Annotated in this window: 10 protein-coding genes; 3 read left to right on the forward strand and 7 right to left on the reverse strand. The window is 54.2% G+C overall.

Annotated features, from left to right (window positions below):
* Window positions 1–62: 62 nt before the first annotated feature.
* A complete protein-coding gene (locus EU556_RS14685) occupies window positions 63–581 on the reverse strand; it encodes a DUF2062 domain-containing protein (RefSeq protein ID WP_135434906.1) in 519 nt (172 codons plus the stop codon).
* Window positions 582–681: 100 nt separating this feature from the next.
* Here EU556_RS14685 and EU556_RS14690 point away from each other — a divergent pair, with 100 nt between their 5' ends.
* From EU556_RS14690 to EU556_RS14700, 3 genes are all read left to right on the forward strand, one after another.
* Complete coding sequence (locus EU556_RS14690) at window positions 682–1,617, forward strand: YihY/virulence factor BrkB family protein (RefSeq protein ID WP_135434907.1); 936 nt, start codon at window positions 682–684, stop codon at window positions 1,615–1,617.
* A 157-nt stretch (window positions 1,618–1,774) separates the two neighbouring features.
* On the forward strand, window positions 1,775–3,169 hold the full coding sequence (locus EU556_RS14695; RefSeq protein WP_135434908.1) for a DEAD/DEAH box helicase: 1,395 nt from the start codon (window positions 1,775–1,777) through the stop codon (window positions 3,167–3,169).
* A 697-nt stretch (window positions 3,170–3,866) separates the two neighbouring features.
* Window positions 3,867–5,348, forward strand: a complete 1,482-nt coding sequence (locus EU556_RS14700) for a glycoside hydrolase family 30 protein (protein ID WP_135434909.1) — start codon at window positions 3,867–3,869, stop codon at window positions 5,346–5,348.
* Between the two features lie 544 nt (window positions 5,349–5,892).
* Here EU556_RS14700 and EU556_RS14705 read toward each other — a convergent pair.
* From EU556_RS14705 to EU556_RS14730, 6 genes are all read right to left on the reverse strand, one after another.
* Window positions 5,893–6,753 carry a glycoside hydrolase family 16 protein gene (locus EU556_RS14705; RefSeq protein ID WP_135434910.1) on the reverse strand — a complete coding sequence of 287 codons (861 nt, stop codon included), beginning with the start codon at window positions 6,751–6,753 and terminating at the stop codon, window positions 5,893–5,895.
* A 55-nt stretch (window positions 6,754–6,808) separates the two neighbouring features.
* Window positions 6,809–7,624: a PKD domain-containing protein gene (locus EU556_RS14710; protein ID WP_135434911.1), complete on the reverse strand. Its 816-nt coding sequence runs from the start codon at window positions 7,622–7,624 to the stop codon at window positions 6,809–6,811.
* Window positions 7,625–7,658: 34 nt separating this feature from the next.
* Complete coding sequence (locus EU556_RS14715; RefSeq protein ID WP_135434912.1) at window positions 7,659–9,188, reverse strand: RagB/SusD family nutrient uptake outer membrane protein; 1,530 nt, start codon at window positions 9,186–9,188, stop codon at window positions 7,659–7,661.
* 27 nt (window positions 9,189–9,215) lie between these two features.
* Window positions 9,216–12,350: a SusC/RagA family TonB-linked outer membrane protein gene (locus tag EU556_RS14720; RefSeq protein WP_135434913.1), complete on the reverse strand. Its 3,135-nt coding sequence runs from the start codon at window positions 12,348–12,350 to the stop codon at window positions 9,216–9,218.
* Window positions 12,351–13,134: 784 nt separating this feature from the next.
* Window positions 13,135–15,168 carry a 7TM diverse intracellular signaling domain-containing protein gene (locus EU556_RS14725; RefSeq protein ID WP_135434914.1) on the reverse strand — a complete coding sequence of 678 codons (2,034 nt, stop codon included), beginning with the start codon at window positions 15,166–15,168 and terminating at the stop codon, window positions 13,135–13,137.
* 37 nt (window positions 15,169–15,205) lie between these two features.
* Window positions 15,206–17,077, reverse strand: coding sequence for a cellulase family glycosylhydrolase (locus tag EU556_RS14730; protein ID WP_135434915.1), 1,872 nt, complete (start codon window positions 17,075–17,077; stop codon window positions 15,206–15,208).
* Window positions 17,078–17,696: the final 619 nt, after the last annotated feature.

Raw genomic sequence — 17,696 nt, forward strand, 5'->3', positions numbered from 1 at the left:
CTGCAAAGCCCAGCGCTACAGCGCTGGGCTTTGCTATTTTCTAGAGGCTTAATAATCAGCTCCTACTGGCTAGCTACGGCCTGCTGGCGGGCTAACACTCGCCGCAATATGGGGCGCAGTAAAAAGTATATCAGCGCTCCTACCGGCACTGCGGCTAGCGCCCACAGAAACAAAGCACCCGCAAATGCCTTCCATAGAACTTGTAAGGCGGCAACCCAATCGTGGGAGAATTGCAGCTGCAGCTGAGCTAGCGTGAGGGCTCCCTGAGCCGTAGCGCCCATCAGCTGGCTACCCCAATGCAGCAATGGAATGAGCAACAACAGCTGAACCGGGCTCCAGAGGTGCGCAATCAGCAGCGTGGCTGCCACATTCAGGCGCAGCCGTATGGCAATAAATGTTGACAGCAGTGTAGTAATTCCCAGCACGGGCACCAGCCCCAGCACGGTTCCTAGCGCTACGGTTAGCGCCAGTTGGTGCGGCGTAAGGCCTTGCCGCAGTAAGTCCCGCAAGGGATTGATTAGGCGGCGTACCCACCCAGTTGGAGGCGGAGTATCAGAAGGCGAAATGGGCGGTTGAGTCACAAGGAAAGTTTAGCAGGAACGGCACATAATCCAGCGGCAGCGTCTTACCTTCGTACACCGCCCTAAGCTGGCTTCGCGCCAAGAGTAGTACGCGCCTCCAATGACAAAAGTACATGACTCGGCGCACCACCGCCGCAATGCCTGGACCGATTTCCTGATTTTGCTGCGGCGGGCAGCACGTGAGTTCAGTGCCAACGACCCACTTCGGTTGGGAGCCGCTACGGCTTTTTTCACCACGTTTGCCCTGCCTCCAATCCTGATTATTCTTATTCAGATCATTGGGTCACTGTATTCCACCTCGGCAGTGCGCATGCTACTGCTCACCAAGCTGGCCCACTTGCTTGGTGCATCGGCCGCTGGCTTAGTGGAGCAGATTCTGCAGAACGTTACCAATGTGGAGCGAAACCGCTGGGTTACCTGGCTGGGCTTTGCCTTCTTGCTGTTCATTGCCACCACTCTCTTCGGGGTTATTCAAAATTCACTGAATCAGCTTTGGCAAATCCGGACGCGGCGCAGCACCGGCCGTTTTGCTAAAATTGTGAAGGAGCGCGCCCGGTCGCTAGGCCTGCTTTTCGCCACCATGATCTTATCGGTGCTGGCATTTGCATTTGACGCGGCCCTGGCCGTTTTCGGCGACTTCATCCGCGACTTCGACGCCACCTTTGTTTACTACCTCTTCCAGATCATCAATCAGCTTTCCTCCCTGCTGATTCTAGCGGCATGGTTCGGCATTACATTTCGCAACCTGAGTAGTGCCAAGGTACCGCCCCGAGCGGTACTGCGCGGAGCCATACTCACGGCTATTTTGATTGACCTGGGCGAGAATATATTGGGCTTTTTGCTGGTGCCGCGTAATCTGGGGCCTATTTACGGGCCCGCCTCTAGCATGGTACTTGTGCTCTTGTTTGTGTTCTATTCAGCCATGATCTTCTACTTTGGCGCCTGCTTCACAAAAGCCTATGCCCATTATGTAGGCATGGATATCCGGCCCAAGAAATCAGCCATTCGCTACCGGCTGGTAGACGTAGAGGAGTAGCACATAGGTACTAGCCGAAGAGTGCTCCCTACCTGGCCTAGTATGAGCAGGTTGTACGGCGCAGCGTCGGTTTCGCATTGCATGCTCGATCAGCAAAACGCCCTATTCCTCATTCCCGCCTGCCAATGCGCTACCTTTGCTGGAAATATATTGCTGTATGACTTCAACTTCTCCCTCCTTCGCCGACCTAGGCCTCTCTCCTGCTCTTCTGCAAGCCCTTGAAGAGTTGGCTTTTGCGGCTCCTACTCCCGTACAGGAGCAGGTGATTCCAATGGCACTGGCCGGACAGGATGTGGTAGGCCAGGCCCCAACCGGCTCGGGCAAAACGGCCGCGTATGGCCTTTCGGTGCTGCATCAGATAGACGTGAAGCTGGATGCTGTGCAAATCATTGTGCTGGTTCCGGCGCGGGAGCTAGCCCTGCAGGTGCGCGATGCCCTCAAGAAACTAGGCAAATTTCTGCCCAACCTGCGCGTAGCAGCCTTCTACGGCGGCCATGCTTTCCACGATGAAACGGCTTCTCTGCAGCAGGCGCCGCATATTGTTGTTGCCACCCCAGGGCGGTTGCTCGACCACTTTGAGCGGCGCAGCATCATTCCCAATCAATTGAAAGTGCTCATCCTGGATGAGGCTGACAAGCTGCTGGAACTGGGCTTTCAGGATGAATTGGTAGAAATCATCAAGCGCCTACCTCGCCGCCGGCAGACTCTGCTATTCTCGGCTACTATGTCGGATAAGGTGCTGGAGTTGATCCGCAAAAACCTCACGCGCCCCCGGGTGGTGAATGCCGGGGAGGATACCGATGAGCTTCCCGAGAACCTTACGCTGCTAGGCCACTACGGGACAGTAGAGAAGAAGCCCGCCGCGCTCCTGCACTTGCTGCAGCAGCCCGAAACCGGCCGCGCCTTGGTATTCTGTAACACGCGCGAGCGGTGCTCCGAGCTGACGCGTTTTTTGCAGGGCCGAGGGGTAGCGGCGGAAGTATTACACGGTAAAATGCCCCAGCCCGAGCGCGACAAGGCCCTGATGAAGCTGCGCAACGGCTCAAGCCAAGTGCTGGTAGCTACCGACGTGGCCGCTCGTGGTATCGACGTTACCGCCCTCGACACGGTAGTGCAGTTTGATGCCCCCGATAAAGCTGATGCTTTCCAGCACCGAGCAGGTCGCACTGCGCGGGCTGGCGCCGAAGGAACAGCCCACATCCTAGTCACCGACAAGGAAATGGCTCAGGTGAAGAAGTGGCCGGTAGCCGCTGGTATTCAGTGGAAGCCCCTCCATGCGCCTAAGCTCCCCCCAGCCGCCCCAAAAACGCCGCGTCCCGAGAACGTGACGCTGCACGTTTCCGCGGGCCGCAAAGACAAGGTCAGTGCCCACGACTTGGTAGGTACGTTTGTGGCGCAAGGTGGCCTAGAGCGTTCTGAGGTTGGCCACATTGAAGTGTTTGACCACTACAGCTACGTGGCTGTTCCTCGCCCCCAGGCTAAAGATATTGCCGAACGCGTTACAGGCGCCAAAATCAAAGGCCGCAAAATACGGGTCTCCCTAGTGGAGTAACCGCCTGCCGGTCGTTGCGACTGCTTGGCCCCTGTCAAATCTGGTATTGCACTAGGTTTGGCAGGGGCTTTTTGTTGGACACCGTTGGAAGATGAGCAGCTTATTGATTAGCTAGTACGCACTGTTAGAATAGCGCATCTGCGTCTATGCGTAAGGACGGTATTTGAACCTGAATGACTGTGCTAAGTAGTAGCCTCGCATCAGGGAGGCGGAAGCAGTAAAAATCCATTGTTTCTTATCTGCTAGGCCTAGCTTCCGCTACTGTTGGGTTTTGGGGCATCTTGTCTGCCTGTTGATTAAGAGCGTGTGCTGTAAGTGTATAGCCGCCAAGATATAGGCGTTTCTGTTATGTGTGGCTGCTTTTTTGCTCTCTTTAGTGCTGATATATTTGGGTTAACGGCTGAGTTGATTCGCCTAGCAGTTCTGTGAATTAGCTTATCATAGGATCTACCGCAATTCCCTGCAGGGCTCTGTAATACTATGTCATGCCTGCTCATTACAGCTCTCGCCTGATGGTTGGCTTGCGCCCTATTACGCGCCAAGTCAGTTCCCTTACTCTCTAATAGCTGAGCAGGTAACAGCCTCGCATTTGTGTTGAAAATCACCCTTCATTTTTGAACAGAAGACTAGGAGCACAACACATATACTCCTGAGCTAAGAATACTTACTAGGATTCCCAGATCTCTCATTTATCCCCATGCCCAGAACACTTCTGGCCGCCATGTTCATGGCCACCCTTACCACTGCTACGGCTCAAAAGGCCTCCTCTTCTAAGCCAAAGCCTACCACACCAGTTACGGCGTATTCGGCGGCGGGCAAGCAGGTGCAGGTGTACACCACCGCCGACAATTCGCAGTTGCGCCTCTCGGCCACCGACAAGCTCCGCTTCTCGGCCCAACCCCAGCCGCTGGAAACCCAGCCCACCGTGTTCGTGGACCCCACCCACGCCTTCCAGACCCTGCTGGGCATTGGCGGGGCCCTCACCGATGCTGCCGCCGAAACCTTCGCCAAGCTGCCCAAGGCCCAGCAGCAGGAGTTTCTGCGCGCCTACTACAGCCCCACCCAAGGCATCGGCTACACGCTGGGCCGCACCAACATCCACAGCACCGACTTCGGCACTGACAGCTACACCTACGTGGCCGAGGGCGACAAGACGCTCAAGTCCTTCAGTGTCAAGCACGACGAGCAGTACCGGATTCCGCTCATCAAGCAGGCGATGGCGGCCGCCGGTGGTAAGCTGACGATGTACGTGAGCCCTTGGAGCCCCCCGGCCTGGATGAAGGACACCAAGACCATGCTCAAGGGCGGCAAGCTGCTGCCCGAGTACCGCCAGGTCTGGGCCGACTATTACGTCAAGTTCATCCGGGAATATGAGCGGCAGGGCATTCCGATCTGGGGCCTGACGGTGCAGAACGAGCCCATGGCCGTGCAGAAGTGGGAGTCGTGCGTGTTCACGGCCGAGGAGGAGCGCGACTTCGTCAAGGGCTACCTCGGCCCGACGCTCAAAAAGAGTGGCCTCGGCGGCAAGAAGCTCATCGGCTGGGACCACAACCGCGACCTGATCTACCAGCGCGCGGCCACGCTCTTTGATGACCCCGAAGCCAGCCAGTACTACTGGGGCCTGGGCTACCACTGGTACGAGACGTGGACCGGCTCGGGCATGCAGTTCGAGAACGTGCGCCGCGTGCACGAGACCTACCCCGACAAGCACCTGATCTTCACCGAGGGCTGCGTGGAGAAGTTTCAGTTCAGCGGTATTAATGACTGGGCCCTGGGCGAGCGGTACGGCTACTCGATGATCCATGACTTCAACGCCGGCACCGAGGCCTGGACCGACTGGAACATCCTGCTGGATGAGACGGGCGGGCCCAACCACGTGGGCAACTTCTGCTATGCCCCCATCCACGGCGACACGCGCACGGGCAAGCTCTTGTACACCAACAGCTACTATTACATCGGTCATTTCAGCAAGTTCATCCGGCCCGGCGCCCGGCGCGTGGCCACGGCCAGCAGCCGGGACGTGCTGCAGACCACGGCCTTCCGCAACCCGGACGGCAGCCTGGCCGTGGTGGTGATGAACCAAACGGACAAGGAGCAGCCCTTCCAGCTCTGGATCAAGGGCCAGGCCGCGCCAACCACTAGCCGCCCCCACTCCATCATGACCCTGCTCGTCAACTAGCGCCGCTAGGCCACTCGGACACTATATACTCCGGCCTGGCTGGTTTTCACACGCATCATGTGAAAGCTAGCCAGGCCGGGGTGTTTTCAGCTTATCAGTCAAATTTTGTTGAATCTCCCCTAGATGGAGTGCTGTATTAGTGTAAGCCCTACAACGGAGCGTTCTAAATGCAGCTTTGGAAATTGCCTCATGAGGCTGTGCTCGTAGCTTCTTATAGTCTGCAGTAAGCACTAGCTAGCCTCTAGGCCACTATGCAAGAAGGGCCGGCATGTCCCCCTAATAGACAGCCGGCCCTTTATACTCCCGCTTTGGCTTCTAGCTTCCGCAGCGGGATACTTTTGCAATGGTGAAGGTGTTACGCTGGCAAGACGTGGCTATGGTAGCCGGGGGTTGCCTGAGAACAAAAAGAAAGACCTGATGCGCCCAGTAACCGGACCTGGCATGTATGGCCAGGCCCGGCCCACTAGGGCCAGAAAGCTAATCCCCAAAAGCTTTCTGGCAAGGCACCTCATCCCACTCGGCATTGCCGGACCGAGCCCCGGTATTATTTGTACTGATAGAAGCGCACGTAATCAACCTGCATTTGCTGCGGGAAGGAAGCCGTCCCATCAGGATTGCCATCAAAATTGCCCCCCACGGCCACGTTCAGAATCACGAAGAAAGGATTGTTGAACGGGTAAGGACTGGCGTCACTGTCTGTGAAACGGTAGTACTCGCGTCCATCCAGGTAAAAGCGAATCAGGTTTTTGCTCCGCACCACACTGAACACGTGGAAATCATTGGAGAGGTCGTAGGACAGTTGCTCGGTGGTACCCTTGTAGATGTGGTTGGCGGAGCTAGTTCCAAAATGCATGGTCGAGAGCAGCTCCCGGGGCTTGCTACCGCGCAACTCCATGATGTCAATCTCGCCGCACACGGGCCAGTTGTTCTGGTCGATGTCGGAGCCCAGCATCCAGATGGCGGGCCACACGCCTTTGCCCTTAGGCACCTTGGCTCGCACATCTAACCTGCCAAACTGGAAGTTCTGCTTGCCCTTAGTGATAATGCGGCCCGAGGTGTACGCATTAGTACCGGCCTCTTTCTTGGCTCTGATAACAAGATTGCCGCCCTCCGTGAATACGTTTTCAGTTGAGTTAGTGTAATTCTGGAGTTCGTTGTTGCCCCAACCGCTGGCACCTTGCTCGTATACCCACTTGCTTTGATCGAGGGCCCCAGTATCAAACTCGTCGCTCCATTTGAGCTCGGTGTACTGATTAGGCTCGCGGGCTTCCTCGTTGGCAATTGGCGCCATCGGTGCCGGCAGGTTTTTGGGTTTGGTTTCCGTACAGGCCAGCAAGCTCAGGGCCAGCAAGCTGCTGGCCCCGGCTTTTCGGCTGAGGGAAGTACGTATGAACGTCTTTATCATATAGTAGTGTGCCCAAACGGGCTCAAGCCAGTCATCTGGCCGCGGAAGAGCGTGGTTACTTTGCTACCAGCTTTAGGGTGAATACCGTGCCGTTTGAGGCGCCGCTGCCGGCCCGGAGGGTCATTTTCTTCTCATCAATAGAGATAATCCGGTATACCCGCTCTGTAAGTGAAGCATCGGTGGCGCCAATGAAGGTGCCAGCTTTGTTGAGGGTGAACTGGCCTAGGCCATTCCCTACGGCCGCTCCAAAGACAAACGGCGAGGTATCAGACAATCCCGGCTGACAGGAGTAGTCTTTCTGGTTAGCGAAGAAGGTTTCGCCTTTCGAGTCGTATGTAAATACGTTGGCTGACGAGAAGGTGTACTCATCATCCGACTGGCAAGCCGGTAGTTCGCCTGCCTTTACACCCGCGAAATACTGGCCTGGATTGCCCTCGGTACCTACAATAATGGGGGCGTCAGCGGTATTATCCAGCATCCAGGTTTTGGAGGAGCCCCCGGTTAGCAGCCGGTTTACGGTGCTGAGCGGCGACACAATGACTACCTGCTGGGTAGCGGTGTTGCCGGTACCGCCTTTCCCAGCCGTGATGAGTTGCACGTTGAAGGTCCCACCTTTCGTGTACACGTGGGTTACCGTCTGGCCAGACCCGATAGTACCATCGCCAAAGTCCCACTGGTACAAAAATGCGTCGGTGCTGGTGCTAGTAAACGTTACTTCGGAGGTAAGCCCTACTACTTTGGGAGTAGAGGCTGTGAAGCTCGTGGTGGGCTTAGGGCCGCTGAGTTCTCCTTGTTCTTCTTTATCGCAAGCGGTGAAAAGCAGGGCGCTGGCCAATGCCACCAGCGCCGTCTTAGTTCCTATGTACTGCATGATAGTTCTGGGCTAAAAGTCGGGAGAGAGTGGCCTAGTAGCCAGGATTTTGTTTCAAACCGGGGTTGGCATCCAGCTCTGACTGCGGAATGGGCAGCACCAGATTTTTCTCGGTTGGAATACCACGCTGGGTGATGCCTAGGGTACGCAGGTAAGCCGCCTGGGCTGTCATCACTGGGATAAGCTTGCCCGTGCGCTTGAGGTCAAACCAGCGGTCAAACTCAAAGGCCAGCTCGTACTTGCGTTCATTAATCACGGCATCCGTGAAGTTGGCAGTGCCGGCCGTCAGGTCGTGGGCAGCAGAAGGCGTATTGATGTCTAGGCCAAAGGCGCGGCGACGTACTTTATTAATAGCTTCTAGGCCTTCTTGCGTTGGTCCTACCGCCTCAGCCAGAATCAGGTATACCTCGGCAAGCCGCATCACGGGCACATTGAGGGGTGAATCCCAGATGTTGGTTACTGCTGGATCTTTACCCACAAACCACTTCTTGCAGTTATAGCCGAAAGGCGAGCCGGTTGCTTTAGCCGACTGCTTAGCCCCATCCGGGAAAACGTCGCCGGGCACCCAAATGGTGGCAGCTTTGCGCGTGTCACCGGCCTCATAGCCATTCACGAAGTCAGGCTCCGGAACGTTGAAGCCGTAGCCACTACCAGGCGTTTGGTTGGCACCCCGTGGTCCGAAGAACTCATTCATTGCGGAGCCCACGTTGTTGCGTTCGTACTGGTTACGGCCGTTTACATACTGTACCTCGAACAGTGACTCCTTCTCGTTCTTGTTCTCATTACCGATTTTAAAATTATCGGCGTAGTTGGCCCACATCGTTTTACCCGACTTGTTGATCACCTCCCTTGCCCACTGAGCAGCTTCAGTTTTCTTGCCTTCGGTGATATAGACTTTAGCCAGCAAACCTGCTGCAGCCCATTTGGTAGCCCGGCCTAAATCGGCGCCGCTGTAAGATGGCTGCAGGTTGTCGTAGGCATCTTTCAAATCCTGCTCAATCAGCTTGTATACTTCAGCAGCAGGGGTACGCGGGATATTTACAGCTTCAGGCCCCGATGGAGGCGCAGTGAACAACGGTACATCACCGTAGGCCCGCACAAGGTCGAAGTAGTACTTAGCCCGCAGGAACTGAGCTTCTCCTAAGCACCGTTTCTGAATTGCAGGGTCCATGTTGGGGATGCTAGGCACTTTCTGGAGTACTAGGTTAGCGCGCTGCACCCCAATAAAGGAGCCGCCCCACAGCCGGTTTACCACCACGTTGGTAGAAGGGATGCTGAAAGCCTCTAGTTGTTTGTACTCAATACCGTCGTTGCCATCGTCGCCACCCGTTACGGAAATGTCGGCCATAATATCGAAGGCCCACATGGCTAGGTTGTACTGGCCCTCTTTGGTTAACTCGCTATAGGCCGCATTTACGGCCTGAATAGCATCTTGCTGGGTCTGGTAAAAGTTAGCGTCGGTTACTTGGTCGGCGGGCGCTTCCTCGAGAAATTTCTCGGTGCAACCCACCAGCAGGCCTAGAGAGAGCAAAAAGGCGCTGCAAGTACGTTTAGTAATATTCATGACTAGGTAGGTGGGAATTTGTGAGGATTAGAACCCGATGTTGATGCCTCCCATGAACACACGGGCCTGGGGATAAATGCCGAGGTCAACCCCGCTAGCACTTACCTCTGGGTCGTAGCCGGTGTATTTCGTCAGCGTCAACAGGTTCTGAGCCGTGAAGTACACGCGTAGCTGGGTAGCCGAAATGCGGCTCATCAGGGTTTTGGGCAGAGTGTACCCGAACGTGAGGTTTTTGAGGCGCACGTAAGAGCCATCCTCGATGTAGTGCGTGGATACCCGCAGGTTGTTGTTGGGGTCGCCGTTGATGGCGCGCGGGATATCATTGCTGGTGCCGGGGCCGGTCCAGCGGTTCAGGATGCGGGTGGTACCGTTGGTAGTGCTATACAGAGCGCTTTCCGTGATATAGCGGTTGAGGTTATACACATCATTGCCCTGCACGCCTTGGATAAAGAAGCTCAGATCGAAGTTCTTATAATTTAAGGTATTGGTAAGACCGAACGAGAAGTTGGGGTTCGGGTTGCCAATAAACGTACGGTCCAGGTCGGTGATTACGCCGTCGCCGTTGATGTCCTTGAATCGGATGTCGCCGGGAGCGGTACCGGGCTGCTGCGTAGGCGCGTTCTTCACGTCCTCCGGCGTCTGGAACAGACCTTCAGCCACGTAGCCGTAGAAGGAGCCAAAGGGCTGGTTGATATCATAGCGCACAATAGTGCCGCTCAAAGAACCTAACCCGTTATAAGGCACGCCCGCTCCTAACGATTCCAGACGAGTTTTAAAGGCCGACACGTTCAGAGTAGTTGTCCAGTTCAAGCCCTGATCAACCCCAGTGAAGTTGTGCGAGGTAAATGAAAAGTCGATACCCCGGTTATAAGCCGAAGCCGCGTTAGCATTCACCGATTCGTAAGTACCCGATACCAAGGATGGCGGTACGCCTGCAATCAGGTTGGGTGAGTTACGATTGTATAGGTCGATGCTAGCTTCAAACCGGTTTTCCAGGAAGCCCATGTCGAGGCCAATGTTGGCCTGGTCGTTGTACTCCCACCGCAGTTTGGGGTTGGCCAAACGAGTTGGTGCACCACCCGTGTTGATGGCCCCATCTGGTCCTAACGGATACGTGATACCGAAGTTGATAGCATACAGGTAGGCGAAGCGGCCGGCATTTAATTCGTTACCTACCCGGCCGTAGCCCGCGCGCAACTTCAGGTTGCTGATGACGCTGCTACCCTTCAAAAAATCCTCTTCGGAAATGCGCCAGCCTACGGAAGCACCAGGGAAGAAACCGAATTTTTCACCGGGCTGGAAGCGCGAAGAACCGTCGTAGCGGGCAATGGCCTGGAAGATGTACTTACCCCCGAATTCATAGTTTAAGCGGCCAAAGTAGCTGGCTAGGCGGCGAGGCGTGGGGTCCAACGTACCGGCGTTGGCCAGCAGCGTATTGATGGGGCCTGCATTAATAGTCTGCAGATCGTTGCGCAAATAGCCCGTGCGGTAGGCCTCTACGTTGCTATAATTGAACTCCTGCGCCGACTGGCCTAGCAGCAAGGTTACCTGGTGCTTGTCGGCAAACAGGTGGTCATAGGTAGCCGTGTTCTCAATCAAATACGACGGAGCATAGCTGGAAGTAGCTGAAGCCCCCGCTGTAATGTAGCGCTGCGTGTAGCCGGCCAGCTCGGGGCCTCGTGGTGCGAAGCTATTGAAGTTATCGAAGATCAGGTCAGCGCCCACATTGGTGCGGAAGCGCAGCCCTTTCACGGGCTCCAATTCCGCGAAGAACGTGGTAATGGCCCGGTTACGGTTAAATCTCTGGTTTACGCGCTGCGACGTAGCCAGTGGATTTTCCTCCGTGAAGTTATCATTGGCACTGTTAGGCTGGTACCAGTAGCCATCGGGGCGGTAGGCCTGCACCGTAGGCGGAATGCGCAACAATTGCTGCACGGCGCCATATTCCCCGTTGTTGCTCGTCACCTGACGGTCGTTCAGGTGAGTCAGGGAAATGCTGTTACCGATCTTGAGCATTTTCCCGATCTGGACGTCACCGTTGGCGCGCAACGTGAAACGCTCAAAGTTGGTTCCTAGAATAATACCGTCCTGCTGGAAATACGTGCCCGACAATGCAAAGCGTGCCTTTTCACTACCTCCCGTAGCCGACAAAGAGTAGTTCTGGATTTTTGCCCGACGGAACAACAGGTCCTGCCAGTCGGTGCCTTCGCCTAGCGTAGATGGGTCGCGCAACTTGTCGAGGGCAATGGGTTTGCCCGCAGCCAGCAACGACTCATTGTTGATGGTAGCATATTCTTCTGCGTTGAGCAGATCCAGTTTCCGGGCTACCGTCTGGACGCCCCGGTAGGCATCCAGGTTGAACGTGGTTTTACCTGCCTTACCCCGCTTGGTAGTGATGATAACTACCCCGTTGGCCGCGCGCACCCCGTAAATAGCCGTAGCGGAGGCGTCTTTCAGAATATCGATAGTCTCAATATCGTTGGGGCTAATAGCATTTAGCTGATTGTCGCCGCCATCGGGCAAAGGGAAGCCATCTACTACATACAGCGGGTTGTTGTTACCAGCTGAAGTAATACCGCGCACCCGTATGGCCGTACCAGCAGCACCGCCTGGCGCGCCTCCGTTTGATGTGATAGTTACACCCGAAACTTTACCCTGAATAGCTTGCGTAACATCCGGCACCGGCTGCCGCACAATGTCAGCGGAGCCAACTGAGGATATGGCGCCCGTTACGCTGCCGCGCTCCTGGGTACCGTAGCCTACAACTACCACTTCGCTCAGCGCCCGGCTGTCTTCGGTTAGAGTTACGCTAATATTGCTGGTGGCGCCAGTTACGGGTACTTCTTTGCGCGAGAAGCCTACGTAGCTGATAACCAACGTAGAGCCTTCTGGTGCGTTCAGGGAGAAATTGCCGTTAGCATCGGTAGAGGTGCCAACGGTGGTGCCTTTTACAACGATGGTCACGCCGGGTAGCGGATCACCGTTTGATTGGACTACTCGTCCTGAAACTGGCACATCGGCGAAGGCCATGCGCTCGGGTGCCAGACTTGCCAGCGGGGAGACTTCAGCGGCGGCGGCCGGAGCCGCTAACACCGGCAAGCCGGCTGCTGATAGCCACACGGCCCGCCGCAGCAATGCATTGGTGTAGAAAGGTTGATTCATATGATTGTGTGGGAATTGTGGGTAAGATCAAGGGAAGGCAAATCAATTAAGATGTGCGCGGGTACTTCTGGTTGTTAGAAGTAAGACTACTCGGTAGCGTGAGCAAATTGGTGTGAAGGTGCCTGACAAACAGCAGCCAAAATGCTACTGGCCTAGATGTATCACAGTGATGTAGTGGAATGGCCTAGACCTGGTGTAAAGCGGGTTACCAAGTGTGACGGAGCAGCATTTGTGAGGCACTACTGCAATGCAGTCTAGAAGCGGGTTAGCACAACAATAATTAGGGCTTACTATAAAAATATATACCGTGAGTGAGTACTCAACACCCTGCTCTGTATACAGCCTTATTGCCCAAAGCATGGCGCCTCTAGCAGTAACATACCCAATAGCAATAAGGGTGCTGCTGGGCATTTAGAGGTTAATTGATCAGTGGAAGATCTAATATGAGCCGAGTAGCGAAGCGTAAACTGGCTGAGGCTGTAGGCTACTCCTATAGGGGTAGACAGTAGTTGAGGGAAGGTGGGCATGGGTCGGGGGGAATGCCCAAATATATCCGACCTTGTTTGGCAAATGCAATAGCTAAATCTGCCTGAAAACGTCAGAAACACCATTTTTCATATTGCTAACAAGACCATTATACGCTTACTACACACGCATAATACAACGGATAAGGGCCATCTGCTGTGCTAATGCCATTTATCCGTGCAGCTTGATTCACGTAAAAAACAATCAAGAAATTAGACTTATTGAGCTATTTTTTTGAAAAAAATTAACTGGCATTACCCTAGAGCGTAACCTTTCTGTTTGAGGAACTAAGACTAGCTCTTTCTTCAGTACCCACTACCTCTTCTTCAACGATTCCAGTGGCATCTAACAGGACATGCGTCCAGTCTTCGTTCTCGTCATAGTCAGGTGCTTGTCGGCGCCGGCGCATGGCTTCTGTCACCTTTTGGCTAAAGCTCCAACACGTTCCTTGACGCAGATCTAGGACTCTTGATAGCTCCTGTGAAGTATAGTTGCCCTTGTGCGTGTAGACCAGAAAAACCGCGTAGAAGGCCTTGATAATTGAGAACTTACACTTCTGCAGTAAGGTGTACGCCGTGGCCGATTCGACATACCGACACCGGGTACAGCGCCGGGAGTGTGGCTCTCTTCCGTCGCAATACTTTTCGTGACCACACTTGCGGCACTGGAAAGTGTTAGCCCATTTCAGGTTAGCCAAATAAACCAAACAGGCCTCCTTATCGGGATAGATTTGACTGAACTCGCCAAAATCGACTTCTTTAGATAACACCCGGGCCGTTTTGGCTTCTTGCAGGTCGCGCTGCAAATCAGTATTCAATTTCTCAATTGCGGCTGACTGCAAAGCTAGTAACCCATTGGCCTGCAGCAGTTCTCTGTTTTGAGCGCTGATAGTATCACTTTGGCGACGCAATTCCTCGGTGCGTAGCGCAACCAGACTTTCAAGCTCGGTGTTCAGTTGGTCTTTTAGCTCTTGGTTGCGCTTTAATTGCTCCACAAGCCGGTCCTGAGCCAGATGTTTCTTCCGGAGCTGCTTCACTAATTTTTCCTGCGCCCTGATAGTCAAGTCCTTGATACCCTTTATCTTCTCTCCTAGGGCATAGGAAAGTACCACTACTTCCACTACAAACGCGGCATTCATGCTATACACCGTAGCTGTATTCGTGAAGGTATCAATACCCAGCTTGCGCAGAATAAGGAAGCCCACACTCACCGCCACCATGGCGTGAGCTAGTAAGAAGTAACCGGCGGGGCGAAACCCGCGCTGCCAAATTCGGAAGGCGAGGTAATAAATCATGCCGTATGGCAGCAGATACAGCCAGAAGCCGAGCCCTGAGTTTAGCCAAATTGTGTCTAGCAATAATGCCGCAACGCTGAGCAGTACCACTGCCCGCACCCATTGATCGTAGTGGGGCAGGCGCTGTGGCGCATCGAGAAACTGGCGCGCGTAGTAACTGAATGTGAGTAACAGCAGTATGGGTGAACCAGCAATAATCATCTGATTCAGAGTAGGATAGCCCGGCCACAAGTACTGAAACCCTAGGCCATCCTCTGACAAGAACATTAGGCTTGAACTCAATACATACACCACGTAGCGCAGGTATGTCTGCTCGCCAATGAACACGTACAGGCACAGATTATAGATAACCATAATCAGGAGGATGCCATAGAAGCCGCCCAACAGCCCATATTCGGCCTGAAAGTGAACTGCCAGCATCTGCTCAGTGCGTAACCGACTTAGAAAGCTGGTTTTGGAGTTAGAGCGCAGGCGCAGGTAAAACACCTGTGTTTGGTCGGGCTCCAACGCTAGCCGGAACAAGAAGTTTTTATAGGGGAAACGGCGCGAAGTCAGAGGTTGGTCGGCACCCGTGTGAACTGCATTCCGCCCGTTTTCTGCCGAAGGAAAGAAGGCAATGTCGTTGAGATGTGAATCAAAGAGCTCAAAATACCAGTGCTGAGCGAGTGGCCCTTCAGCTCTTACTACTAGGCGTAGCCAATAGGCTGCCCCAGGATGCTCCATGTTGGTGGGCAGCTTATCACCACGCTCGAAGGCCGCAGCGTGCACAGGCTGTTGTACATCTGCCAGTGTTAGTTGGCCCGATGGGTCTTCCAGGATGCTGTAAAAGCGAGGCTCGATAAAGAGTTCTTCCAAATTAGGTCGTACGCGCAGGGTATCGGGGGCAGAAGATTGAGCGGCAGCCTTGCTCTGCAGAGAAACCAAGAGCAGCACGCCCAAGAGCAGAGCAGTTGCCCAACTGCTTCGAAGCAAAGAGAAATTGCGAAAAATGAGCCTCATCGTACTTTCCAAGGTAAGAAAAAGTAACGCAGTTGCTTTACTGACCGCCAGCCGACGTTGTCCCCGCTGCTTCGAAACGCATCCAGCTGATTTGACTGACTGGCTGCTCAATCAGCAGTCGTAATTGATGTTGGCCCGCCGGAAGGAATGGGGTTTTTACCGCTACAGTTGTCCATTCTCCGGCCGTTGCAGCAGAAGCAATTGGCACGGAAACCAGCTTATTACCATCCAGTTGTAAACTTAACAGACCCGGAGCAGTACCTTTCTGTACTCGCATTTGCAGAGTATACTCTCCTGCCGACTTCACCTTCACGGTATACTTAAGCCATTCGCCTGCGGCCAAGTGGCCTACAGCATAAGAGGCTGCTGGTGAGTTAGTATTCACTTTTATATCAACCCCATCGTTACGATACTCCCCACCCTGATTCCAGGGAGTATTGTCGCGGTAATCTACCTTGGCCGAGAACTCATCGTGGTAGGCCACCTCAGCTCGTCCCAAATCATAGTCAGCAGCTTGGATTGTGCCGGGAATCGACAGGGCTGCAAAAGGCGCTTGGAACGTAGCTGGCTGGGTAAGAGCAGCAATTACGTCGCGGTTAGGTTGGCAATTGGCGTACTGCACGTTACGCAGTAAAGCAGCCCGCCCCTGGGGCGTCAGAATGCTACCATAAGGCTTTACTCGGAGCAAGCTGGTTGGTCCATCCACCCGTTTCAAGGTCCAGTGGCACCAGCCAATATTCTGAGCGTTTAGGCCCTGCACGGCCGCCACAAACCACTCGTTGGAGTTTTCACCGGTCTCCCCTACCCACACTGGCACCTGCCACCGGTCGCGAAAAGCAGCTAAGTTGTGCAGCAGGTTGATTTGGTTTGGGTTGCTGTCGGCGGTTTCGGGTGTGTTAGGGCACCAGTAGCGGTGGGCATTGTAGGCCAGGTTACTCTTGTCTTGAATGGCGAGCTTATCAGGCGTTAGATTAGTGTACTCATTACCGTAGCCATTGCCCTCCAACAGAAGTAAATGCTTATCGTTTTGTGCCCGAACCGCATTGATTAGGCGGGAATATAGAGCACTCAACTCCTGATTATCAGCCGACATCCCATTGGCCACATTTAAGTTATGGGGCTCATTGATAAGGTCGTACATGGCCACTCGCGCATCGTTCTTGTAACGCGCCGATAGTTTCTCCCATAACCGCACGGTCATGTCCTGGTAAATAGGCCGGCCCTTGGCATCGCGCCGCTTCCACAGGTCCAAAGAGACAAAGTTGTCGTTGATATTACGGTCGGTGCCCTGCCCGCCGGGGGCGGCGTGCAAGTCCAGAATTACATACAGCTTGTTGGCCGCGCACCAGCTTAGTACGTTGTCGATGAAGCGAAAACCATCTAAGTTCTTGTCGTCTGTGAACAGCTGATTTTGATCGTACCAAGTGCTCAGTTGCTGAACGTAGCCATCAACGTTCTTTGGGCTGAGCATGGCTTGTGTGCGGGCGTGCCGTTGGGCGGCTGTCAGGAATAAATCATAATGGAAAGGCAGCCGCACGCAGTTAAACCCTTGCTTAGCAATGAAATCAATATCAGCCTTAGTGATAAAATTGGCTCTATACTGCCGATAGAATTCCTCCATCTGCGCTTCCGGCATCGTGCGGAGCATGCCCTGCTTAATTCGCCATTGACAGTTAAGCGAGTCGGTCTGGAGGATATAACTTTCTTGAAGCAGCCAGCCGCCCACATTGAAGCCTCGCAACACCACTTGCTTCCCGCTGGCATCTACCATTTGGGCTCCCTTGGCCCGCAGAAAGCTGAGTTGCTGCGCTTTCGCAGTAAAACCGAAAACCGTAGCGGCTAATAACAGAACGCCAGAGAACGTAGTGCGAAGCCTACGCTGCGGCTTTGAAAAGCTTGAGCCATTCATAAGTACTGATTGCTTGGGGTGAATGAGAATAAGCCAGCGAAAAAAACGGGGAGGAGATGCTCCGCCCCGTTTCCGCCGTTATCACACTTCATTGCACGTTTATATTTCTCATCTGCTCATGACCCAGGTAGGCATACCATGAGAGGGTAGGCCGCGGGGCCTACGTGTTGTTCAGACCCAATGGCGCTTACTGAAGTATAGCAGCTAGCGTGCACCGGGCTCGTATATAACCAAGAAGAAAAGGAGGCCTGGGGCGAACAAATTGTCGCCGGAGCAGAGAGTTACTAGGCGTGCATACTGCACTGCCAAGTAGTTGGGTCAGCATGAAGCCAGATGATGGCGCAGCAGCTAAGGCCCAGGCAAGTGACTTATTTACTTACACCTCTCTTCACTGAATGGCGCAAGTGGCCTAGCCGAAAGTAGTATTTGTTGTGTTCATGGATGGGGTGGGATGTTGGAGAGAAAGGATGGACCCACTCACGTAGTAAAGCATGACGCGAGCAGTAATAGAGCGGATGCCACGGAGCTTGGATTGCAAACTCACTGAGGCGGATAAGGAAGAAGACGCTGGTGGCCAAAGGCCAGCTCACGAGGAGCCATAGGTGCGTTACTTGCCTTA

The organism is Hymenobacter fodinae, from assembly GCF_004745825.1.
GTDB classification, from domain to species: Bacteria; Bacteroidota; Bacteroidia; order Cytophagales; family Hymenobacteraceae; genus Hymenobacter; species Hymenobacter fodinae.